23 protein-coding genes are annotated in these 19,872 nt (G+C 62.0%); 7 read left to right on the top strand and 16 right to left on the bottom strand.

Annotation, left to right across the window (positions count from 1 at the left end):
* Positions 1-87: 87 nt before the first annotated feature.
* On the top strand, positions 88-1,077 hold the full coding sequence (locus ACR0EZ_RS08725) for a glutathione S-transferase family protein (protein WP_480612297.1): 990 nt from the start codon (positions 88-90) through the stop codon (positions 1,075-1,077).
* Here the strand turns inward: ACR0EZ_RS08725 and ACR0EZ_RS08720 are convergent.
* Positions 1,059-1,421, bottom strand: a complete 363-nt coding sequence (locus ACR0EZ_RS08720; protein ID WP_480612296.1) for a response regulator transcription factor — start codon at positions 1,419-1,421, stop codon at positions 1,059-1,061. The genes ACR0EZ_RS08725 and ACR0EZ_RS08720 overlap by 19 nt on opposite strands.
* 179 nt (positions 1,422-1,600) lie before the next feature.
* Between ACR0EZ_RS08720 and cobD the strand changes: the two genes are divergently transcribed.
* From cobD to ACR0EZ_RS08705, 3 genes are read left to right on the top strand one after another with little or no spacing between them, the layout of a single operon-like run.
* Positions 1,601-2,566 carry a threonine-phosphate decarboxylase CobD gene (gene cobD / locus ACR0EZ_RS08715; protein ID WP_480612416.1) on the top strand — a complete coding sequence of 322 codons (966 nt, stop codon included), beginning with the start codon at positions 1,601-1,603 and terminating at the stop codon, positions 2,564-2,566.
* Entirely contained in the window at positions 2,563-3,483 is a 921-nt protein-coding gene (gene cbiB / locus ACR0EZ_RS08710) for an adenosylcobinamide-phosphate synthase CbiB (protein WP_480612294.1), read from the top strand. Before cobD ends, cbiB begins: the two co-directional genes overlap by 4 nt.
* Before the next feature lie 11 nt (positions 3,484-3,494).
* Positions 3,495-4,658 (top strand): lytic murein transglycosylase, encoded by a 1,164-nt coding sequence (locus ACR0EZ_RS08705; protein WP_480612292.1) that lies wholly within the window; start codon positions 3,495-3,497, stop codon positions 4,656-4,658.
* A gap of 3 nt (positions 4,659-4,661) precedes the next feature.
* Here the strand turns inward: ACR0EZ_RS08705 and ACR0EZ_RS08700 are convergent, their stop codons facing one another.
* The 5 genes from ACR0EZ_RS08700 to ACR0EZ_RS08680 form a co-directional block, all read right to left on the bottom strand.
* Positions 4,662-5,063, bottom strand: coding sequence for an acyl-CoA thioesterase (locus tag ACR0EZ_RS08700; RefSeq protein WP_480612414.1), 402 nt, complete (start codon positions 5,061-5,063; stop codon positions 4,662-4,664).
* Positions 5,064-5,200: 137 nt separating this feature from the next.
* Positions 5,201-5,560, bottom strand: a complete 360-nt coding sequence (locus ACR0EZ_RS08695; RefSeq protein WP_480612290.1) for a hypothetical protein — start codon at positions 5,558-5,560, stop codon at positions 5,201-5,203.
* A 54-nt stretch (positions 5,561-5,614) separates the two neighbouring features.
* Entirely contained in the window at positions 5,615-9,070 is a 3,456-nt protein-coding gene (locus ACR0EZ_RS08690) for a chromosome segregation SMC family protein (RefSeq protein ID WP_480612288.1), read from the bottom strand.
* A 141-nt stretch (positions 9,071-9,211) separates the two neighbouring features.
* A complete protein-coding gene (locus ACR0EZ_RS08685) occupies positions 9,212-9,607 on the bottom strand; it encodes a hypothetical protein (protein WP_480612286.1) in 396 nt (131 codons plus the stop codon).
* Positions 9,608-9,648: 41 nt separating this feature from the next.
* A complete protein-coding gene (locus ACR0EZ_RS08680; RefSeq protein WP_480612284.1) occupies positions 9,649-10,848 on the bottom strand; it encodes an aminotransferase-like domain-containing protein in 1,200 nt (399 codons plus the stop codon).
* A gap of 152 nt (positions 10,849-11,000) precedes the next feature.
* On the opposite strand from ACR0EZ_RS08680, the gene ACR0EZ_RS08675 reads away from it, so the two are divergent.
* Entirely contained in the window at positions 11,001-11,771 is a 771-nt protein-coding gene (locus ACR0EZ_RS08675) for an FCD domain-containing protein (RefSeq protein ID WP_480612282.1), read from the top strand.
* Here the strand turns inward: ACR0EZ_RS08675 and ACR0EZ_RS08670 are convergent.
* The 7 genes from ACR0EZ_RS08670 to ACR0EZ_RS08640 all read right to left on the bottom strand — a co-directional run bounded on the left by ACR0EZ_RS08670 (position 11,768) and on the right by ACR0EZ_RS08640 (position 16,256).
* On the bottom strand, positions 11,768-12,556 hold the full coding sequence (locus ACR0EZ_RS08670) for a class I SAM-dependent methyltransferase (RefSeq protein WP_480612280.1): 789 nt from the start codon (positions 12,554-12,556) through the stop codon (positions 11,768-11,770). The genes ACR0EZ_RS08675 and ACR0EZ_RS08670 overlap by 4 nt on opposite strands.
* A gap of 3 nt (positions 12,557-12,559) precedes the next feature.
* Complete coding sequence (locus ACR0EZ_RS08665; RefSeq protein WP_480612278.1) at positions 12,560-13,393, bottom strand: hypothetical protein; 834 nt, start codon at positions 13,391-13,393, stop codon at positions 12,560-12,562.
* Positions 13,394-13,682: 289 nt separating this feature from the next.
* On the bottom strand, positions 13,683-14,243 hold the full coding sequence (locus tag ACR0EZ_RS08660) for a F0F1 ATP synthase subunit B (protein WP_480612276.1): 561 nt from the start codon (positions 14,241-14,243) through the stop codon (positions 13,683-13,685).
* Between the two features lie 5 nt (positions 14,244-14,248).
* The gene (locus tag ACR0EZ_RS08655) at positions 14,249-14,800 is read right to left on the bottom strand and encodes a F0F1 ATP synthase subunit B' (protein ID WP_480612274.1); all 552 of its coding nucleotides are present in this window, start codon (positions 14,798-14,800) and stop codon (positions 14,249-14,251) included.
* 86 nt (positions 14,801-14,886) lie between these two features.
* Positions 14,887-15,111 carry a F0F1 ATP synthase subunit C gene (locus ACR0EZ_RS08650; RefSeq protein ID WP_005981269.1) on the bottom strand — a complete coding sequence of 75 codons (225 nt, stop codon included), beginning with the start codon at positions 15,109-15,111 and terminating at the stop codon, positions 14,887-14,889.
* Positions 15,112-15,159: 48 nt separating this feature from the next.
* Positions 15,160-15,918: a F0F1 ATP synthase subunit A gene (locus ACR0EZ_RS08645; protein WP_170673622.1), complete on the bottom strand. Its 759-nt coding sequence runs from the start codon at positions 15,916-15,918 to the stop codon at positions 15,160-15,162.
* A 2-nt stretch (positions 15,919-15,920) separates the two neighbouring features.
* The gene (locus tag ACR0EZ_RS08640; protein WP_480612273.1) at positions 15,921-16,256 is read right to left on the bottom strand and encodes an AtpZ/AtpI family protein; all 336 of its coding nucleotides are present in this window, start codon (positions 16,254-16,256) and stop codon (positions 15,921-15,923) included.
* A 231-nt stretch (positions 16,257-16,487) separates the two neighbouring features.
* On the opposite strand from ACR0EZ_RS08640, the gene ACR0EZ_RS08635 reads away from it, so the two are divergent.
* Positions 16,488-16,820, top strand: a complete 333-nt coding sequence (locus tag ACR0EZ_RS08635) for an ArsR/SmtB family transcription factor (protein ID WP_480612412.1) — start codon at positions 16,488-16,490, stop codon at positions 16,818-16,820.
* A 2-nt stretch (positions 16,821-16,822) separates the two neighbouring features.
* On the opposite strand, the gene ACR0EZ_RS08630 is transcribed toward ACR0EZ_RS08635, so the two are convergent.
* The 3 genes from ACR0EZ_RS08630 to ACR0EZ_RS08620 form a co-directional block, all read right to left on the bottom strand.
* Positions 16,823-17,227: a universal stress protein gene (locus ACR0EZ_RS08630; protein WP_480612271.1), complete on the bottom strand. Its 405-nt coding sequence runs from the start codon at positions 17,225-17,227 to the stop codon at positions 16,823-16,825.
* 144 nt (positions 17,228-17,371) lie between these two features.
* Positions 17,372-18,280: a DMT family transporter gene (locus tag ACR0EZ_RS08625; protein ID WP_480612269.1), complete on the bottom strand. Its 909-nt coding sequence runs from the start codon at positions 18,278-18,280 to the stop codon at positions 17,372-17,374.
* Positions 18,277-19,155 (bottom strand): LysR family transcriptional regulator, encoded by an 879-nt coding sequence (locus ACR0EZ_RS08620; RefSeq protein WP_480612268.1) that lies wholly within the window; start codon positions 19,153-19,155, stop codon positions 18,277-18,279. The genes ACR0EZ_RS08625 and ACR0EZ_RS08620 overlap by 4 nt, the downstream gene beginning before the upstream one ends.
* A 121-nt stretch (positions 19,156-19,276) precedes the next feature.
* Here ACR0EZ_RS08620 and ACR0EZ_RS08615 point away from each other — a divergent pair, with 121 nt between their 5' ends.
* On the top strand, positions 19,277-19,858 hold the full coding sequence (locus ACR0EZ_RS08615; RefSeq protein WP_480612266.1) for an FMN-dependent NADH-azoreductase: 582 nt from the start codon (positions 19,277-19,279) through the stop codon (positions 19,856-19,858).
* The last annotated feature ends 14 nt before the right edge of the window (positions 19,859-19,872 follow it).

Below are 19,872 nucleotides of genomic sequence, written 5' to 3'. Positions count from 1 at the left end.
GGCGCAGGCCCGGTGCGCGGGCGGTGCCATAGGAACAGGCGGAACACCGGCCTATCTTTGCTCAAACACAGATGCGGAGGACTTGATATGGGCCTGTTGGTCGACGGCGAATGGCACGACACCTGGTATGACACCGAATCCACCGGTGGGGCGTTCAAACGCAGCGCCGCACAGTTTCGCAACTGGCTGACCGCCGATGGCAGCGCAGGCCCATCGGGAAAGGGCGGATTCGGAGCCGAAGCCGGGCGCTATCACCTCTATGTCAGCCACGCCTGCCCTTGGGCCCACCGCACGCTGATATTCCGCGTGTTGAAGGACCTGAGCGACCATATCTCGGTGTCCGTCGTGCATCCGGACATGCTGAGCAAGGGCTGGACCTTCGAGACCGATACCAACGGGGCCACGGGCGATGACCTTTATGGGCTGGACTTTGCCCATCAGATTTATTCCAAGGCCGACCCGACCTATTCGGGCCGTGTGACGGTTCCGATCCTGTGGGACAAGCAGCAGGAAACGATTGTCTCGAACGAAAGCTCGGAAATCATCCGCATGTTCAACTCGGCTTTCGACGGCATCACCGGCAACACTGACGATTACTGGCCCGAAGCGATGCGCTATGAGATCGAAGTGGTCAACGCCCGCATCTATTCCGACGTGAACAATGGCGTCTACAAATCAGGCTTCGCCACCAGCCAACAGGCCTATGACGCCGCCGTTGACCCCCTGTTCGACACGCTGGACTGGCTGGATGCGCGGCTGGCGCAAAACCGCTACCTGATGGGGGATCGCCTGACCGAGGCCGACTGGCGGCTGTTCACCACACTGATCCGGTTCGATCCGGTCTATCACCTGCATTTCAAATGCAACCGGCGGCGGCTGGTCGATTACCCGAACCTGTGGGCCTATACCCGCGAATTGTACCAGTGGCCGGGCGTCGCACAGACAGTGAATATGACCCACATCGTGCGCCACTATCATTACAGCCATGACAGCATCAATCCGCACCGGATCATCCCGACGAACCCGGTTCTGGACTATCACGAACCCCATAGGCGGGATCAGCGGCCCGCCGCGTAATGTTCGACCATCGCCGCCAGATCCTCTGGCGGCGTTCCGCTTTGCACATAGGCACAGGCGTTTGGACTATGGGCAAAGATCGACCCGTCCGAGAAAAAGGTGGTGTTGGTGACAAAAATCACCCGCGCCTCGGGGCGGCGATAGCTGGCGAAGTCGGCCACAGCCAGCGCGCTGCCGGTTTCCAGAACCAGATCCAGCACGATGATATCGAAATCCGCGCCATATAGCGCAAGGATCGCGGCCTCTTGCGTTTCCACCAGTGTGACCTCGGCCCCCTGCCTTTGCAGATGCCGCTGCCAGACCCGACCAAGGTCGGGGTTACTCTCAACAATCAGTACTTTCATTTGCAACAACCTCGGCACGTGATAGGGTGATTGGTGCCGACCCCTGTGATCCGTGATCACGCGATTTCCTTAACAAAGTGTTAACGACACCCGCACAGGGCTGTGATCGGGCGGATTCGCTTGTATGGGCGGCAAAAATCCGCTTGAAGCAGGCCAACACGGCGATTCCGGCAGGGCAAATGGTGGAACAGGACGACAGATTGAACCCGCGCAGCATTCGCGATCACGGCGGCGGGCTGGACGGGGCCATGGCCCGCTATGGCGGCGCGCGCAGCGATTGGATCGACCTGTCGACCGGGATCAACCCGCATCCCTATGAGGTTACCGGCCTGCAACCTTCGGACTGGACGGAGCTGCCCGACCATGGCGCGTTTGAGCGCCTGTCGGTCGCGGCGCGCAGCTTCTGGCACGTGCCTGACGGGGCCGCGATTCTGCCCGCGCCCGGGGCCTCGGCCTTGATCGCGCGCCTTCCTGCGCTGGCCGAACCGGGCCGTGTGCAGATCACCGCGCCGACCTACAACGAACATGCAGCCGCTTTCACGGCACAGGGCTGGCACGTAACCGGGCAAGGCCCCGCCGACGCCCGCGTTATCGTGCACCCGAACAATCCAGACGGGCGGGTCTGGCAGGCCTTGGATGCCGACGCGCCGCTGACGGTGATTGACGAAAGCTTTTGTGACATAAGCCCCGACGCCTCGCTGATCCATCTGGCGCAGCAACCCGGAGTGATCGTGCTCAAGAGTTTCGGCAAGTTCTGGGGGCTGGCGGGGCTGCGGCTGGGGTTTGCCATCGGCCATCCCGATCTGATCGCCCGCCTGAACGATCTGACCGGCCCCTGGGCGGTGTCCGGCCCGGCGTTGCGCATTGGCACGCAGGCGCTGCGTGACACCGTTTGGGCGGACACGACTCGCGCCCAACTGGTGAATGAGGCCGCGCGGCTGGATGCCCTGATCACCGGCAAAGGCGCGACCCTGATCGGCGGCACGACACTGTTCCGCCTCTACGAGGTCGACAACGCCGCCACTTGGCAGGACCGTCTGGCCCACGCCCATATCTGGAGCCGCGTCTTCCCCTATTCCCATACCTATCTGCGCCTCGGCCTGCCCCCCTCGGACGGCTGGCACCGGTTGGAGGCCGCACTGTGAGCACCGCGCTGCTGTTGGCCTGCGCCCTGTGCCTTGACGCCGCTTTGGGCGAACCCGACTGGCTGTGGTCCCGCGTCAAGCACCCGGCAGTGGTCATTGGCAACTGGATCGGCTGGCTGGATACGCGCCTCAACCACGGCGCGCGGCGGCGGATCAAGGGCGTGGCGGTTCTGCTTGTTCTGATCCTGACGGCCGGGATCGTTGGGTGGGCACTGGCCCTGTTGGGACCGGTGGCCGAGGTGTTGATCTGCGCCATCCTGCTGGCACAGAAATCGCTGGTCACGCATGTGCGGGACGTGGGTACAGCCCTGCAATCCTCGCTGCCCGAAGGCCGCGCTATGGTCGGGCGTATCGTCTCGCGCGACACGCGGGTCATGACCGAGGCTCAGGTCGCGCGGTCTGCCATCGAAAGCGCGGCGGAAAACCTCAGCGACGGGGTCATCGCGCCTGCGTTCTGGTTTCTGATCGCCGGTCTGCCCGGCATTCTGATCTACAAGGCCGTCAATACGGCGGACAGCATGATCGGCTACCGCAACGACAAATACCGCGAGTTCGGCTGGGCCTCGGCCCGGTTCGACGACCTGCTGAACCTGATCCCGGCCCGCCTGACCTGCGGGATGATCGTCGCTTTGTCCGGTCAGTGGCGCCTCTGGCGAGGTATCGTCACGGACGCCACTCACCACGTTTCCCCCAACGCAGGCTGGCCCGAGGCCGCCATGGCCCGCGCCCTGAACGTCGCCCTGGCCGGGCCGCGCAGCTATGACGGGCAGGTCCGCGATCTGGCTTGGGTCAACGGTGACGCCCCCCGCGAAATCGGCGCAAAGGAAATTTTCCGCGCATGCGGCATGCTGTGGCGCGTCTGGGGGCTTGCGCTTGCTCTCGTGTCAGTGTCGGTTGGGGTCAGCTTTTTTCTATAACGGACCTGTCCATGCGCATTCTCTCTGGCGTTGTCGCCGCTGCCCTGCTCGCCTCGCCCGCTGTTGCCCAATGCGGGGGCGGGTTCAATTCCTTCGTCAAAGGGCTGAAGGCAGAGGCGGTCCAGCAGGGCTATGACAAAAACACCGTGAATGCCTTCTTCAACGGTGTGCAGCAGGATGGCGCCGTGCTCAAAGCCGACCGGGCGCAGGGTGTGTTCCAGAAACCGTTCATCGAATTCTCCCGCCGCCTGATCTCGCAAAACCGGATCGACCGGGGCAAGGCCATGTCGGGCAAATACGACGCGGTGTTCGACCGGATCGAACAGGAATACGGCATCTCGCGTGGGGTGCTGCTGGCCTTTTGGGCGTTCGAGACCGATTACGGGTCCTTTCAGGGCGATTTCAACACCCGCAACGCGCTGGTGACGCTGGCCCATGACTGCCGCCGCCCCGAGCTGTTCCGCCCGCAAATCTTCGCCGCGATTGAGCTGTACAGCCAGGGCAATTTCGACCCCGCCCGCACCACCGGTGCCTGGGCTGGTGAGATCGGCATGGTCCAGATGCTGCCGCGCGACATTCTGGAAAACGGCGTCGATGGCGACGGCAATGGCAAGGTCTCGCTAAAAACCTCGGCCCCGGATGCACTGATGTCGGGGGCCAAGATGCTGTCGCATCTGGGTTGGCAACCGGGCCAACCGTGGTTGCAGGAAGTGACGGTGCCGGCGCAGATGGATTGGTCCCAGTCCGGCCCCGGCAAACCGCGCCCGGTCTCCGAATGGCAGGCGATGGGCGTACAGGCCCGCAGCGGGTCGCTGGCCAACCTGCCCGCCTCGCTGATCCTGCCGCAGGGGCACAAGGGGCCGGCCTTTCTGGCCTACCCGAACTTCGACGTCTATTTCGAATGGAACCAAAGTTTTGTCTATGTCCTGACCGCCGCCTATTTCGGCACCCGGCTCGAGGGCGCGCAGATTTACGACGCGGGCAACCCGGCGCCGGGCCTTTCGGGGGCCCAGATGAAGCAGTTGCAAAGCAAGCTGCAGGCACGCGGGTATGACGTGGGCAAGATCGACGGCATTCTGGGGGCTGGCACGCGCGCTGCGGTTCAGGCCGAGCAGGTGCGGCTGGGGTTACCTGCGGATGCGTGGCCGACGGCGGAGTTGTTGAACAGGTTATAGCCCTTAATCGTCCGCAAAGACCGGGCGTGGCGCGCCGTTTTCGTCCAACGCAACAAAAACGAATTCGGCTTCGGTTACCTTTTTCCCATTCTGCGATTGCCGTGGACGCGCCCAGACATCCACATGAATACGGATGGATGTGCGCCCGACATGCGTCAGCGCCGCATAGAGGGTCACCTCATCCCCAACCTTGACCGGCTGCAGAAACTGCATGGCCTCGACCGAGACCGTGGCCGAACGCCCCTGCGCCACACGCGCCGCCATATTGCCCGCAGCCAGATCCATCTGCGACATCAGCCAGCCGCCAAAGATGTCTCCGGCCGGGTTGGTATCCGCAGGCATCGCAATGGTGCGAATTGTAAGAACACCGTCCTTTTGCTGGCGACCATGCGATCCGAGTTTCATTCCACGGGCGAGTCTGGTGTCTTCAGTCACGAAGTATGTCCTTTGCTGGGCGATTGCCTGACGCGGTCACGAACACAGTCTCGCAACTTTATCACCCGAGTTGAAGGGACTATCGGTATCTGAGGCTCATGTTCGCACTACTCCGGCCTTACCGGATAGCGATCCCCTTTCTCGTCAATCAGGATCAACCTCTCTCCGCTGCGCACATACAGATCGCATCGGCTGAACCCGTTGCGGTAGGCGATGCAGACGCTGCCGTCCTCGGCGATGGAATAAGTGCCGAATGCCGTACCGCCGCCATTGGCAGCGGAATAGGTGTAGGAATAGGCCCCGTCATCGGAAAATTTCGACTGCCCATCGTCATAGAAAGTCAGCGTGCGTCCGGCCAGCGCATCCAGCTCTTCGGGCGACAGGGGGACGTCTCCGGGTTTGGTGGGCCATTCGGCGGCCAGGGCCGGACCGGCGGTCAGCAAGGCAAGGATCAGAAAGCGGGTCATGCGGGCAGTTTAGCCTGAACCGCGCTGCAACAGGCATAACGTTGCGGTGATGGCTCAGGCGACCATCTGCTCGGCTTTTTTCAGGTCGACCGAGACCAACTGGCTGACGCCCTGTTCCTGCATCGTCACGCCGAACAGCCGGTCCATCCGCGCCATCGTCACCGCGTGGTGGGTGATGATCAGGAAGCGGGTGTCGGTCTGGCGGCACATCTCATCCAGCAGGTCGCAGAAACGGGTGACGTTGGCGTCATCCAGCGGCGCGTCGACCTCGTCCAGTACACAGATCGGCGCGGGGTTGGCGAGGAAGACACCGAAGATCAGCGCCGTTGCAGTCAGGGTCTGTTCGCCGCCCGACAACAGGCTGAGGGTCGAGAGCTTCTTGCCCGGCGGCTGGCACATGATTTCCAGACCGGCATCCAGCGGATCGTCGCTTTCGACCATGACCAGATTGGCCTCACCACCGCCGAACAGGTGTTTGAACAGCATCGCAAAGTTCGAATTCACTTGTTCAAACGCCGTCAGCAAACGCTCGCGCCCTTCGCGGTTGAGGCTGGCGATACCGCTGCGCAGGGCTTTTATGGCCTCTTCCAGATCGGCCTTTTCGCTGTTCAGCGTGTCGAATTCGTCCTGAACCTCTTTGCTGTCCTCTTCGGCGCGCAGGTTCACCGCGCCCATCGCGTCGCGCTGGCGTTTGTGGCGGTTGACCTCGGCCTCCAACGCGTCGGCGGCAGGCATCTGGTCGGGGTTCACGTCCAACTGGTTGAGCAACTGGTTCGGGGTCAGTTGCTGATCCTCGGCAATCCGTTCCGCTGCGGCGGTGACGCTTTCCTTGGCGGCATCGCACCGCGCCTCAGCCGCGGCGCGGCTTTCGCGCGCTTCCGAGGCCAGACGTTCCGCATCCCTCTCGGCCAGAACAACCTCGCGCTGCTGGGTCTCGGCCTTGGCCAGCTTGTCGGCGGCCTCGGCGCGGCGGGTCTCGGCGGTTTCGATCAGCTCGTTCAGTTCCTCGCGCGCCTCGGCGATTTCGCCGGGGGCGGCCATGGCTTCCGAGAGTTCCTCTTCCGAGCCTTCCTTGCGCTCGGCCAATTCGGAAATCCGCTTCTCGGCGGTCTCCAACCGGTGTTTCCAGCCGCTGAGGTCCGTGGTCACTTCTTGCGAGCGCCGGGTCCGTGCCTCGCCCTCGCGGCGCAATTCATCATGGGTCGAGCGGTGGGTCAGCATGGTGATCCGCGCCGCCTCGACCGTCTGTTTGATGTCCTCGACCTGCGCGCGGGCGCTGTCGAGATTGCCCAGGCTGTTCAACGCTCCCTCGGCTTCGCGCAGCTGCGCACGGGCGGACATGGCGTCATCCTTGTGGCGGTCCACGGCCAGTGTCAGGGTTTCCAGCTTGCCCTGCGCCAGATTGCGATCCGCCTCGGCCCGGCTGAGCATCCGCGCGGTTTCGGCCATGCGCTGATCGGCAGCGCGGCGCGCTTCGCGCGAGCGGCGGTCGGCTTCGGTCACATCGGCCAGTTGCTGCGACAAGACCTCGTGCGCGGCGCGGGCCCCTTCGGCCTGTGCCTCGGTCCGGGACAGTTCCTGTTTCAGCGCCTCAAGCTTGTTTAGCTGTTCCAGCCGCAGGGCTGCCGCACTTGGCGCATCCTCGGCCCAGGCGCGGAACCCGTCCCAGCGCCACAGATCGCCCGAGCGCGAGACCAGCCGTTGACCGGGTTTCAGCGACGCCTGCAACCGCGCGCCCTGATCTGCGTCGACCAGCCCGATCTGCGCGATCCGGCGGCTCAGGCGGTCCGGGCCCGACACATGCAGGGCCAGCGGCTCGGCCCCATCGGGCAAAGGCTGGTCGATGTCATAGCCGGCGACCTGCACCCAGCCCGAGGGTCCATCGCCTTCGACCAGCGGCGCGCGCAGGTCGTCGGCCAGCGCCGCCCCCAAAGCCTTTTCATAGCCCGGGGCAACGCGCAGCAGGTCCAGCACTTGGCCGCCTTCAGCCGTGTCGCGCTCGACCAATTTCGCCAGCGCCGTCGTTTCGGCACGAATGGCCCCCAACTCGCCCTCGGCTTCAGAGCGTTGAGCACGGGCTTCGGCCTCGCGCGCCTGAGTCTCGTTGCGCAATTCATCGGCGGCGGCCAGCGCTTCTTCGGCGGCTTCGGCGGCTTCGCGGGCTTCTTCTTCGCCGTCCTGCGCCGCCTCAAACGCCTCAGTGGCGCGGGTCAGGGCGGACTTCGCCTCATCCACGGCAAGGCGGGCCTTTTCCTCCTCACCTTCGGAGCGGGCCAGAGTTTTCCGGCTGTCCTCAACCAAACGCTGTGCCGATTGGTGGCGGGCGACCAGACGGGCCATATCCTCGGTCTGTTGCGACAGGTGATCCTCGCGATCCTGCAGAACCGCAGCCGCCTCGCGGGCAATCTCGGCGGCCTCGGCGACCTTCTCGTCATGGCCCTCGGCGGCCTTGGCCAGTTCGCGGGCCTCCCATTCCAGCCGTTCGATCATCTGCCCGGCATCCCGGTTCAGACCGGTTTCGCGTTCAATATCATTGGCCAGTTGCTGGATACGGTTGGTCAGCGTCTCGATGGTCTGGCGCGCGCGGGTTTCCTGATCCGAAAGCTGATCGCGCTGCACCTGCTGGCGCTGCAGCACGGCGGCGGCGATGGCCTCTTCCTCGCGCAGGGGCGGCAGGGTTTCTTCAATCCCGGCACGTTTGGCGGCCGCTTCGCGGGCGGCGGCTTCGGCACGCGAGGCTTCGGTGAGCCGCTCGCGCAGCTTTTCTTCAGCCGCCTGACGGGCCATGTCGGCCTCCTTCCAGCGGCGATAGAGCAGCATCCCTTCGGCCTGACGCAATTGCTCGCCAATCTCGCGGTAGCGCGCAGCCTGACGGGCCTGACGGGCCAGTTGCGCCAGTTGGCCGCCCAACTGTTCCAACACGTCATCAACGCGGGTCAGGTTGGCCTCGGTGCCTTTCAGCTTCAACTCGGCCTCGTGACGCCTTTGGTAGAGCCCCGAGATGCCCGCAGCCTCTTCCAGAATACGGCGGCGGGCGCGGGGTTTGGCGTTGATCAGCTCGGCGATGCGGTTCTGACCCACCAGCGCCGGTGAATGCGCGCCGGTCGAGGCGTCGGCGAACAGCATCTGCACATCGCGGGCGCGAACATCCTTGCCGTTGGTCTTATAGGCGCTTCCCACGTCGCGGGTGATGCGGCGCACAATCTCAAGCTGGTCCGCGTCATTGAAGCCCGAAGGTGCCAGCCGTTCCGAGTTGTCCATGGTCAGGACCACCTCGGCAAAGTTGCGCGCGGGCCGGGTAGCGGCCCCGGCAAAAATCACATCCTCCATCGCGCCGCCGCGCATGGATTTGGGGCGGTTTTCCCCCATCACCCAGCGCAGCGCTTCCAGCAGATTGGACTTGCCGCAGCCATTGGGACCCACAACACCGGTCAGCCCGTCCGCGATGATCAGATCAGTCGGGTCCACAAAGCTTTTAAAGCCGGTCAGTTTGAGTTTGCTAAAGCGCAATGGCTGCTCTTGGTATGATTCCTCTGGCTATGAAGTCTGCGCAACGGAGGGGGGAGGTGTCAACGTGATTGCGCAGGATATAGGATATTGGGCCAAGTTATCCACAACATCTTGGCGAAACTACGCGCGGCCTCACGTATCTCAATAGGGCGTACATTCGAAGACCTGATAGCCGAAACCGCCGGAATAGCCGTAATTCACGCATTCATACGGGCGGCGGAGCAGCGCGCCGAAAATCAGCTTTTCCCCCAACTCGCGGTCGCACCCTAAAACACCCACCGTCACGGCCGCGTCGCCCAGCACATCGAGGATCGGACAGCCCGAAACCTGCGCCATGGCTACTGCGGCCCGGTCCCGGATCGGCCCCAGACGCGGGGCGTATTGCGGGTTCACACGCACCGCCTCAGCCAGTTCGTCGCGGACGCGCACGTCAAAGACACTGCCGTTCACGGCGATACGCGTGGCGGGCTGATCGCGGAAGTAAGGCGTGCCAGCCGAACAGGCGGCCAGCAGCAGAAGGGGCAGATAACGGATCATGCCGCCAGCTATGGGGCAATATGGTTAACAGAACCTTTCCGTCAGTCGCGCAGCAGCACACCCAACCTGCGGATGCCCTCGCGGATCGTGTCCTCGTCCGAGTTCGAGAAACTCAGGCGGAGAGTATTGGCACCGCTGCCATCGGGGAAAAAGGCCTGCCCCGGCACAAAGGCGACCTTGACCGTGTCCAAAGCCCGGGCCAGCAGATCACCCCCGCTGGTCCCGACCGGCAGGGTCATCCAGATGAACATACCGCCTTCGGGCCGGGTCCATTGAACACCATCTGGCATATGCGCCCCCAGCGCCGCCAGCATGGCATCGCGCCGCGCACGGTAGGCCTGACGCACTTTGGGGATGTGCGTGTCAAAACAGGCCTGCGCCACCTGATGCACTGCCATCTGATTGATCGTGGCCGAGTGTAAATCGGCTGCCTGTTTCATCAGAACCAGTTGCGAAATGATCGGCTTGGCCGCAACCACCCAGCCCATCCGAAGACCGGGGGACAGGGTTTTCGAGAAGCTGCCGCAATAGATCGTACGGCACGCCTCGATCGACCCTTTGCGCGCCAGTTCCAGCGCCAGAACAGGCGGGATTGGCGCGCCGTCATATCGCAGGGCCTGATAAGCGCCGTCTTCGATCACGGCGCAGTCCAGTTCCTCGACCAGATTCAGCAGCGCCTCTCTGCCCCGCAGGTCCACGGTTTGCCCGGTCGGATTGGCGAAGTCGGGCGACAGATAGGCGAACTTGACCCGGCCCTCTCCCGCCGCGGCGGCATATTCCGCCGCGCCCCGGTTTTCGTCGATGCCAAGGCGGTCAAAACGGGGCTCATAGGCGTTAAAGGCGGCAATCGCCCCAAGATAGGTCGGCCATCCGACCAAAGCCGTGTCACCCGGGGACAGGTAAAGCTTCCCCAGATAATCCAGCGCCTGTTGCGAGCCGGATGTGATGAGGACGTTATCCAGCGCGCAATCCACGCCGATCTGCCGCATGTGATCGACCAGCCATTCGCGCAGCGGACCATACCCCTCGCTGACCGAATACTGCAGCGCTTGCGCCTGAGTGTCCGGGCCCAGTGCCTGTTGAAAGGCCTGCGCAAAGGCATCCGCCGGGAACAAGGCCGGGTCGGGGATACCGCCCGCAAAAGAAATGATGCCCGGCTGGTCCAGCAGTTTCAGCAACTCGCGAATCTCCGAGGCTTTCATGCGGGACGTGCGGGTGGCGAATAACGGGTGCGTGGGCATCAGGCTCCTCCGATCTGGATTTTTGCAGCCTAGGCGCGCTTCAATTAAAGTCAATAATACTGACCTAATATTTCAGCCTTTGTGATATCCCCCGCTTCTTGAACCCGGTTTGGATGCGTGGTCATATGATTTGACCAATTCCGGAACGCCCAATGCCCTTTCACAAAGTTCAGACTGAAAAGCTGTCACATGCCGTCGTCCGGCAGATCGAATTGCTGATCCTGCGGGGCATCCTGCGCCCCGGCGAACGGCTGCCGCCGGAACGCGAACTGGCCGACCGGATGGGCGTTTCGCGCCCCTCGCTGCGCGAGGCGATTTCCGAGTTGCAGGAACAAGGATTGCTGACCGCCAGGGCCGGGTCGGGGATTTACGTGGCCGAGGTTCTGGGGTCGGCTTTTGCCCCTGCCCTGATCCGCCTGTTCAGCAGCCATGACGAGGCTGTGTTCGATTATCTCTCATTCCGGCGCGACATGGAGGGGCTGGCGGCGGAACGCGCCGCGCGGCTGGGCTCCGGCAGCGACCTGAAGGTGATCCAGACCATTTTCGACAAGATGGAAACCGCGCATGCCCGCAATGCCGCCGAAGACGAGGCCCGCTTGGATGCCGAGTTTCACATGGCCATTATCGAGGCCAGCCATAACGTCATCATGCTGCATATGATGCGTTCGATGTACGACCTGCTGCGGCAGGGCGTGTTCTACAACCGGCAAATAATGTTCCAGCAACGCGCCACGCGCGAGGCCATCCTGAACCAGCATCGCGCCATCAACACCGCTCTTCAGGCGCGCGATCCGTCCAAGGCGCGGGATGCGGTGGAACAGCATCTTAACTTTGTGGAACGCTGCATGGCGGATCAGCAAAAGGCCGAGAAGAACGAGGAAATCGCGCGGCAGCGGCTTCAGCAGGAAACCGATGTGCACTAGGCATCAGTGCCCGGACGAGCCCCCTTCACCCGCTGCTTCATCTCTTCATAGTCCTGCTGGGTCAGGCTGGCGCGGCGGTACTTTCTGTCAATGAAGCGTCGCCGCCAACGGTCGGGCCACCGAAACTTCTCCAGAGCGGTGAACGCGTAAATATCCCCGCTTAGATGCACTTTTTTCATGCCCAATTTGGCAGCCATGTAGTCGAGGCATTGTTCTGAGAAGAAACTGATATGCTGGCCCGTTTCAAAGGCCCAATACCACCAGTCGCGCTGCGGAAGATCGCCCGGATCGAAGCAGGTCGCCGAAAACAGCAATGTATCGAAACCAAACTGGTCTCGGGCGTTTTCGATATGCTCCAAAGGGTTTGGCAAATGCTCCAGCACTTCAAAAGCAGTTGCGACCGCATAATTTCCGCCACTGGCCTCAAACCCTCGTGCCAGCAGATTTTCGGCGTAAGGGTCGGACCAGTGGAAGTCCAAACCGCCATCTCTCAGGCCCCGTACCAGCAGCCCGTACCCTCCGCCAAGGTCGACGCCGCGCGCGTCGGCCAGACCGTTTGCGCGAAGGATGGTGGAAACCTTGCGGATGTTTATCTGGTTCCGCGCGACGATTCCGGTATCCGTCAGCGCGATCGCATCACTATACGCTTCTTCCAGCCATGTCGGACTATCCACCCAGATATATCCGCAGCTTTCATCCAGATAATACTTTGCCGGGTGCCGCCCGATGACCTCGGCTTCAAACAGAAAGGCACCGGCTTGCCCTGTGATCGGAGAATTGGTCATTGTTCAGTTGGTCCCTGAAATGCGGTTCATCAAAAGAGGCGGGAGCAAAGCGCCGCTTCCTTCGCCAAGATGCTCGGCCGGGGCGATTGTCGTTAAGGCCGGTTCGATAAACAGCCGCGCCCCGCGTTCTCGCATTGTCTTGTGCAGCATCACGTGTTCGCAGACAAGACTGCCCCGTTCATCCCGGCAAGCGTATCGCAGGCCCTTCAACGCTTTCGTCTTGTACAAACCCGCGCCCGCGAAGGCGCTGTCGACGGGTATCATCTGACTGTTTTCCGGAATATCGAACTGGCGGTCGTAGATCGCCGTTTTCAGCAAATTGCGGCGCCACTTTTTTCGACCGAACAGAGGTTTACGCGCATTGTGAATGCGCTGCCACACATCCTCGTCGCACCACCCTGTGCATCTCAGCGCATAGATGTCGTAATATGCTGGCCGTGAGTTCGCCAACAACGCGTCCCATTCAGGAGCCACCTTGCGAGCGGCTGCCAAAACAGCCTTTTCATCCAGACAAACGTTCGGGCCATCCAGGTCCAGCACCAAAGTCAACGCATTGCCAGGTTCGTTTTTTTCAAGCTCTTCCAGCACTGCGTTGCGCGCCACAGTAATGCGTTCAACCCGCTCGGAAACGTCAGTTGTGATCCCATCCAACCGAAGGATACGAATATCAGAGCACCGCTCTGCGTAGTCGACCAATGTATGATCCGTATCGTCGGTATTGTCGTTTGTTGCGATGACAATTTGGAACCGACCGAGACAGGACGTCAATCGTTCGATCTGTCCAATCGTCTGCTTAAGAGCGTCGCCACCGTTCCTGACCACACCCACGATGTTCATCGAGACCGTCTGTTCCGTCTCAGGCACGTCAGCCCTGCTTACGCCTGCCGTCATCTACGTCACTCAACTCCGAAAGCCGCTTTGGATCGCATTCCGTTTCTGGCATTGCCAGCCATCCCACAACGTCCAAGATGGCACAAATGGTATCCAACGGCCCGCACCACCGGTATAGTCCCGGCTTCGATGAACGGGAACCTCTGTTTTCCGGACCAACTGTGACACAAAAAATAGACCCGAAAGTTAAGAAACTCTCGGGTCGTCATTTTCAGTCGCTCGTCGAAACGGTGTGTCAGTGCAGCTTTTCACCGACATCCGCGATCGAGTCGTCGATCAGCTTGTTCGCCTGCGCTGCGGTCATCTGCTTGGCCAGAACCGCGCTTGCGGCCGAGACCGCGACGGACACCGCCTGATCGCGCACTTCTTTGACAGCCGAAGCCTCGGCCGATGCGATCTGATCCTGCGCAGCGGCCAGACGGCGTGCGATGGATTTTTCCAGATCGACCTTGGCTTGCTCAGCCGCCAGAGCCGCGTCTGCTTTCGCCGCTTCCACGATAGCGTCCGCCTGGGTCTGAACTTCGCGCTGCTTGCGCTCGTACGAGGCCAGCAGGGTGCGCGCTTCTTCATGCAGGGCGCGGGCTTCGTCCAGTTCGGACTTGATGCCCTCGGCCCGGTTGTCCAAAGCGCCGCCGATCATACCGGGGACCTTGAAGTAGAACAGGACCGCGATGAAGACGATGAAGCCCAGAGTGACCACAAAGTCGGTGTTGCCAAGCGAGAAGAACGGGCCGCTTGCGGCCAGCGCCGGGCTGGCGGCAGCAAAGGTCAGGATAAGGGCAAGAGTGTTCCGCATGTCACTTATCCTTTCATCTGCGCGTCAACGGCACCGTCGATGGCTTTGGCATCCGCCTCGCCGCCCAGTGCGCTAACCAGTTCAGCCGCCGTATCCTTGGCAACCACTTGAATGCTTTCCAGCGCGCCGGCACGGATTTCGGCAATTGCCTTTTCCGATTCAGCCGCCTTTGCAGCGATTTCCGCATCCGCCTTGGCAATTGCGTCATCCAGACCAGACTGGATTTCGGCGCGGGCTTCCGCTGCGATACGCTGTGCCTCAGACCGGGCATCGGCCAGCGCCTTGTTATAGGCCTCTTCGGCCTCGACCGCCTTGGCCTTCAGATCTTCGGCCGCAGCCAGGTCATTTGTAATGGTCCCCTGACGTTCAGCCAGGATTGCCGCGATGCGGGGCAGGGCCACGCGGGCCAGGACCAGAAAGATGACGACCAGCGTAATGACCAGCCAGAAAATCTGGTTGGGGAACCAATCGAAGCAGAGCTGCGGCATCCCGATGGCCGAACCACCGGCATCAACGCACGAGCCAACTACTTCTTCGCTAATGGGTTCAGTCGCCATGATGTCCTCCGTCGGAACGTTGTCTTTACAACAGGCGGGCCGCTATGGCTTGGGCCCACCTGCGCGTAAGGATCAGGTTCCGCAGATTAGACGGCGAACATCAGCAGCAGCGAGACCAGGAATGCGAAGATCCCCAGGGCTTCTGCGAATGCGATACCGATGAACAGGGTTGCGGTCTGCGAAGCAGCCGCCGAAGGGTTGCGCAGGGCGCCGGCCAGGAAGTTGCCTGCAACGTTGCCCACCCCGATTGCGGCTGCGCCGGAACCGATTGCTGCCAGGCCTGCGCCGATGTGTGCGAGATCGCCTTCCATGATGTATCTCCTTACGAATTGGAAGTTTCGATTTTGGGGGTTCGGACCTTAGTGCGACGGATGCAGCGCATCCTTGAGGTATACACAGGTCAGAATGGTGAAAACGTAGGCCTGGATGAAGGACACAAGGACCTCGAGGCCATACATTGCGGTGATCGCCAGCACGGACACGGGCGAGATCGCGGCAATCGCGGCAAAGCCTGCGAACACCTTGATCACGGCGTGGCCTGCCATGACGTTACCGGCAAGACGGATGGAGTGGCTGACCGGGCGCACGAAGTACGAGATCAGCTCGATAATCGCCAGAACCGGTCGCAGCGCCATTGGTGCGCTGGAGACCCAGAACAGGCCCAGAAAGCCCGCGCCGTTCTTGACGAAACCCAGAACGGTCACGGTCAGGAACACGGCCAGCGCCAGCGGGATGGTCACGGCGAAATGCGATGTGGTGGTGAAGGACATGGGCAACATGCCCAGGAAGTTGGCGCAGACGATGAACATGAACAGGGTCATGACATAGGGGAAGTACTTGACGCCTTCCTTGCCGCAGATGTCTTCCAGCATCTTGTAGATGAAGCCATAGGCCAGTTCGGCCACCGACTGCATCCGGGTCGGAACGATCGCGCGCTTCGAGGTGCTGAGCACCAGCAGCGCAAAGATCGCCGCAATCGCCAGAAACAGCCACAGGGTCACGTTGGTCGGCGTGTACCATGCAATCGCACCGTCGCCGAACAACGGCTTGACGATGAACTGGTCCATCGGGTGGAATACCAGGCTGCTGCCTTCTGCTGCGGTGGTCTCGGTCGCCACGTTCAGTCCCTTTCGTCTCGGTCAGCCGGTTCGTTGGCCGCCATTTGTTTATCTTGGACCTCTTTCGCGCTACGGAGCATAACCTTCACGCCCGCGACAAGGCCCAGCAATGTGAACAGCACCAGAAAGATCGGGATCGTCCCGAGCAGGCTGTCCAGCCCGTATCCGATGCCAAATCCGATCCCCAGACCGGATACCATTTCGATGACCATCCTCCAGGCAAGCTCGCCCCCGGACACGTCAGCATCCGCACGAGGTTTCGGCGCCTTGGCCTTTTTCGCCGCCTCGATCTTGGCCTCCAGCTGCGCCATACGCTGCTTTTGGTCGTCTTCGGTCACGGGCGGTTCCCTCGCACAGTCTTGGGTAGGGTGCTAAGGGGCATGGGGCGCAGAGTCAACGCTGTTGCGCGCCCGGATTGTCGCAGTTCAATACACTGATAATAAAAGACTTTCCATTCGAAATCTCTAGTCAGGTTTCCGGCCAATCCCGGTGCCACACGTCAAAAGGCATGAATCCGCATATTCAACCAAATGGTTGACCAAACTCCGGGGCTGTGGTTCAGCGGGGCCATGTCCAATGACCTCGACACCGTGTTCGCAGCCCTCGCCGACCCGACCCGCCGCACCATCCTTGCCATGCTGCTCGAGGATGACATGGCCGTGACGGACGTCGCCGAGCCGTTCGAGATGTCGCTGGCCGCGATCTCGAAACATCTGGTCATTCTGACCAAAGCCGGGCTGATTTCACAGGAAAAACGCGGTCGGGTGAAATGGTGCAAGCTGGAACCCGACGCCCTGCGCGCGGCCTCGGTCTGGATGCAGGGGTTCGGTCAGTTCGAACCGGTCAATCTGGACGCGTTCGAACGGTTTCTGGAAGTCGAGCTGCCTGCGGGCGACGATTAGAGCTATCTGACCACAAAAACCGAGACGCTGGCATGTTTGGCCAGATATCCCGCATGGCTTGAAAAGATATAGTCGGTGATCCGGGGCGCATGCGTGCCCACGATGATCAGGTCCGCGCCGATCTCGTCAGCCGCCTTCGCCAGATCCCCGTCAACCTCGGCAGCCACGTCGACCGAATGGATGTTTCTGAACGCGACCTCGGTCCCGCTGTTTCCGGACAGTCGATCCGCAAACGCGCGCAAATCATCGTTGACCGCCACAACCGTCTGAGCCGGATCGGTCCCGGTCACGCTGACAACGGTGATCTTCGCGCCTTGCCAGTTGGCCATCTCGGCCGCGACGTCTGCGGCCTTGCGAACCTCGGGCGGCAGATGCAGATCAACCGGGAACATGATGTGATTGAACATGGCACATTCCTCCTGTGCCAAAAGCATAGAGAAAGCTGCATATGATCACCTTGACCTATCTCAAGGTTCCTTGTCGCGTTCAGCCTTCCTGACTGTATTCCGCACCGGTCACCACACCCGCGGCATCGGCGCGGAAAACAAGCCTCAATCAGACAAGCGCCGGATCGGGGCCGGGGTTTCATCCTTCAACAAAAGCAGCAGCGCCACGACGGTCAGGGCAACGCCGCCCAAAATCAGGCCGGTCGGCACGCCGTTGCCCAGGGCAATCTCCCACAGGATGACCCAGCTTGGCACGAGATAGGTGTAGGCCATGACCTTGGCCGACGGCAGGCGCAGCGCCGAGAACTGGACCAGAACGAAACTGGCCGCTGTTGCGATGAAGGACAAGTACAAGATGCCCAGCCAGACGATGGATGGCAGGTTCAGCCAATCGGTCGCGGCGATGTCCGACCACCCGAACACCAGCAGAACCAGAAAGCCCGCGACAAGCGTGCCGAAGGTGAACACCACCGCAGGCTCCCCCCGGTTCAGTTTGCGCACCATCGGCGTGTAGACCGCATGTGCGACGCAGCCCCAGAAATAGATGACCTCTCCGGTCCCGATCTCGAACAGGCGGAACGCCTGCCAGTCCGCCCGGAAGATCACCCAAAGCGCGCCGACAGCGCCGACGATCAGGGCCAGCGCCATGCGGGGCGTCGTGATCTGCCGCAACAGCACCCAACCTGCGAAGGCCGAAATGACCGGCGTCAGGGTGAACACCGCGGCGGCGCTGACCGGTGGCGCAGTTTTCAGGCCGTAAAACATCAGGACGAAATAGGTGGCAAACAGCCCGCCCAGGATCAGATAGCGCCACGGGGCCTGCGCCGCCGCGCGTGAAAAACCCGTGGTGGCGAGGGCTGCAACACCGATCACCACCGCGGCAATTGCAAAACGTATTGCATTGAGCGCCGTCGGGGCAATCTCGTTGGCGATGATCGAGCCCAGCGAAAAACTGCCCGCCACCAGCGCCGAAAAGGTCAGCATGGCCAGATGGCCGCGCGCCTGTGGGCTCATGGCAGCCAGCCTTTGGCCTGTTCCTTGAGATACTGTAAAAACGCCTGCACCTTGGTGGTGCGGTGCAGGTCCACATGCGTCACCAGCCACAGCTTGCCGGACCATTCGGGCAGAGGCTCCATGACCTCTTCCAGTTCCGGGTGGCGCGCAGCCTCCCACCGGGCCATGAAACCGATGCCCGCACCGGCCAGAACCGCCTCGGCCCCGGTGAAGTTTTCCGAACAGCGAAAGGTGATCGCCTCGGCCGGTGCGTTTTCGCGCAGCCAGCGCGAAAACGGCGCGCGGCTGTTTTCATCATCGGCGCCGACAAAGCCATGATCCGCGAATTCGGAAACGTCCGAGGGCTTACCCCGCCGCGCGATATAATCCTTGCTGGCAAACAGCCCGACCTCTTGCGACACGAAAGGTTGCACCACATTGTCCGGCTGATCCGGCGCGGCCCCGGCGCGGATGGCCACATGCGCCTCGCCATATTCCAGCCGGAACAGGCGGTCGCCGGTCAGATACCGCACGATCAGACCCGGATGCGCTTTCTGAAACTCGCTGAGTGTGGGCACCACCAAAGGCGCGAGCGAGGCCAGTGAGGTCACGACCAACTCGCCCGAGACATCGTCGCCGCGCCCTTTCATCCGCCCGACCAGTTGGCTGAACTGATCCTCGGTCGCCTGCGCCACACGCAACAGGTCCTCGCCGGCCTCGGTCGGGGTGTAGCCCCGCGCGTGGCGCTGGAACAGCTTGACCCCCAGCCGCGCCTCGATGGCGTCGATATGGCGGATCACCGTGGCGTGGTGCACGCCCAGAACCTCGGCCGCGCCGCTGACGGTTCCCATACGCGCCACCTGATAGGCGGTTCTCACTTCATCCCAATTGTCCATGACACGCCATCTTTTGTGCAATTTCCAACATTCACTGTTGATGTATCCGAGTTTTGTTCGCCCGTGCAACATTCATATTGAGGCAAGCAAGATTTCCCTGACCAGAAGGACACGAAAAGACATGACCAAGACCATTCTGCATATCGACGCCTCGGCCCGCCGCACCGGATCGGCCACCCGCGACCTGTCCGACCGGATCGTCCGGCATCTGGGCGCAGAGCGCATCATCCGCCGCGATCTGGCCACCCCCCTGCCCCTGCTGACCGAGGACTGGATCGCCGCCAACTTCACCCCCGCCGATCAGCGTGACGAAGTGCAGCGCGATCTGCTTGCCCTGTCGGACGAGCTGGTATCGGAACTGCAGCGCGCGGACACCATCGTCATCGGCTTGCCGATCTACAACTTCTCGGTCCCCGCAGCCTTCAAGGCCTGGATCGATCTGGTGGCCCGCGTCGGGTTGACATTTGCCTATTCGGAATCCGGCCCCAAGGGTCTGCTGGAGGGCAAGCGCGCCGTTCTCGCCATCGCATCGGGCGGCACCGCCGTGGGCTCCGAGGTTGACTTTGCGACCAACTACGCCCGCCACGTTCTGGGCTTCATCGGCGTTCAAGATGTCGACGTCATCGCAGCCGACCAGATGGCGCTGGATGCCGAGACGACCCTGAGCAACGCGCACAAAGCGGTCACCGAACTGGCGGCCTGACCGATCCCCCTCTG

The organism is Ruegeria sp. AK4 (assembly GCF_056541025.1).
The sequence above is the reverse complement of the archived record's forward strand: the minus strand, read 5'-3'. Positions and strand labels throughout refer to the sequence as shown.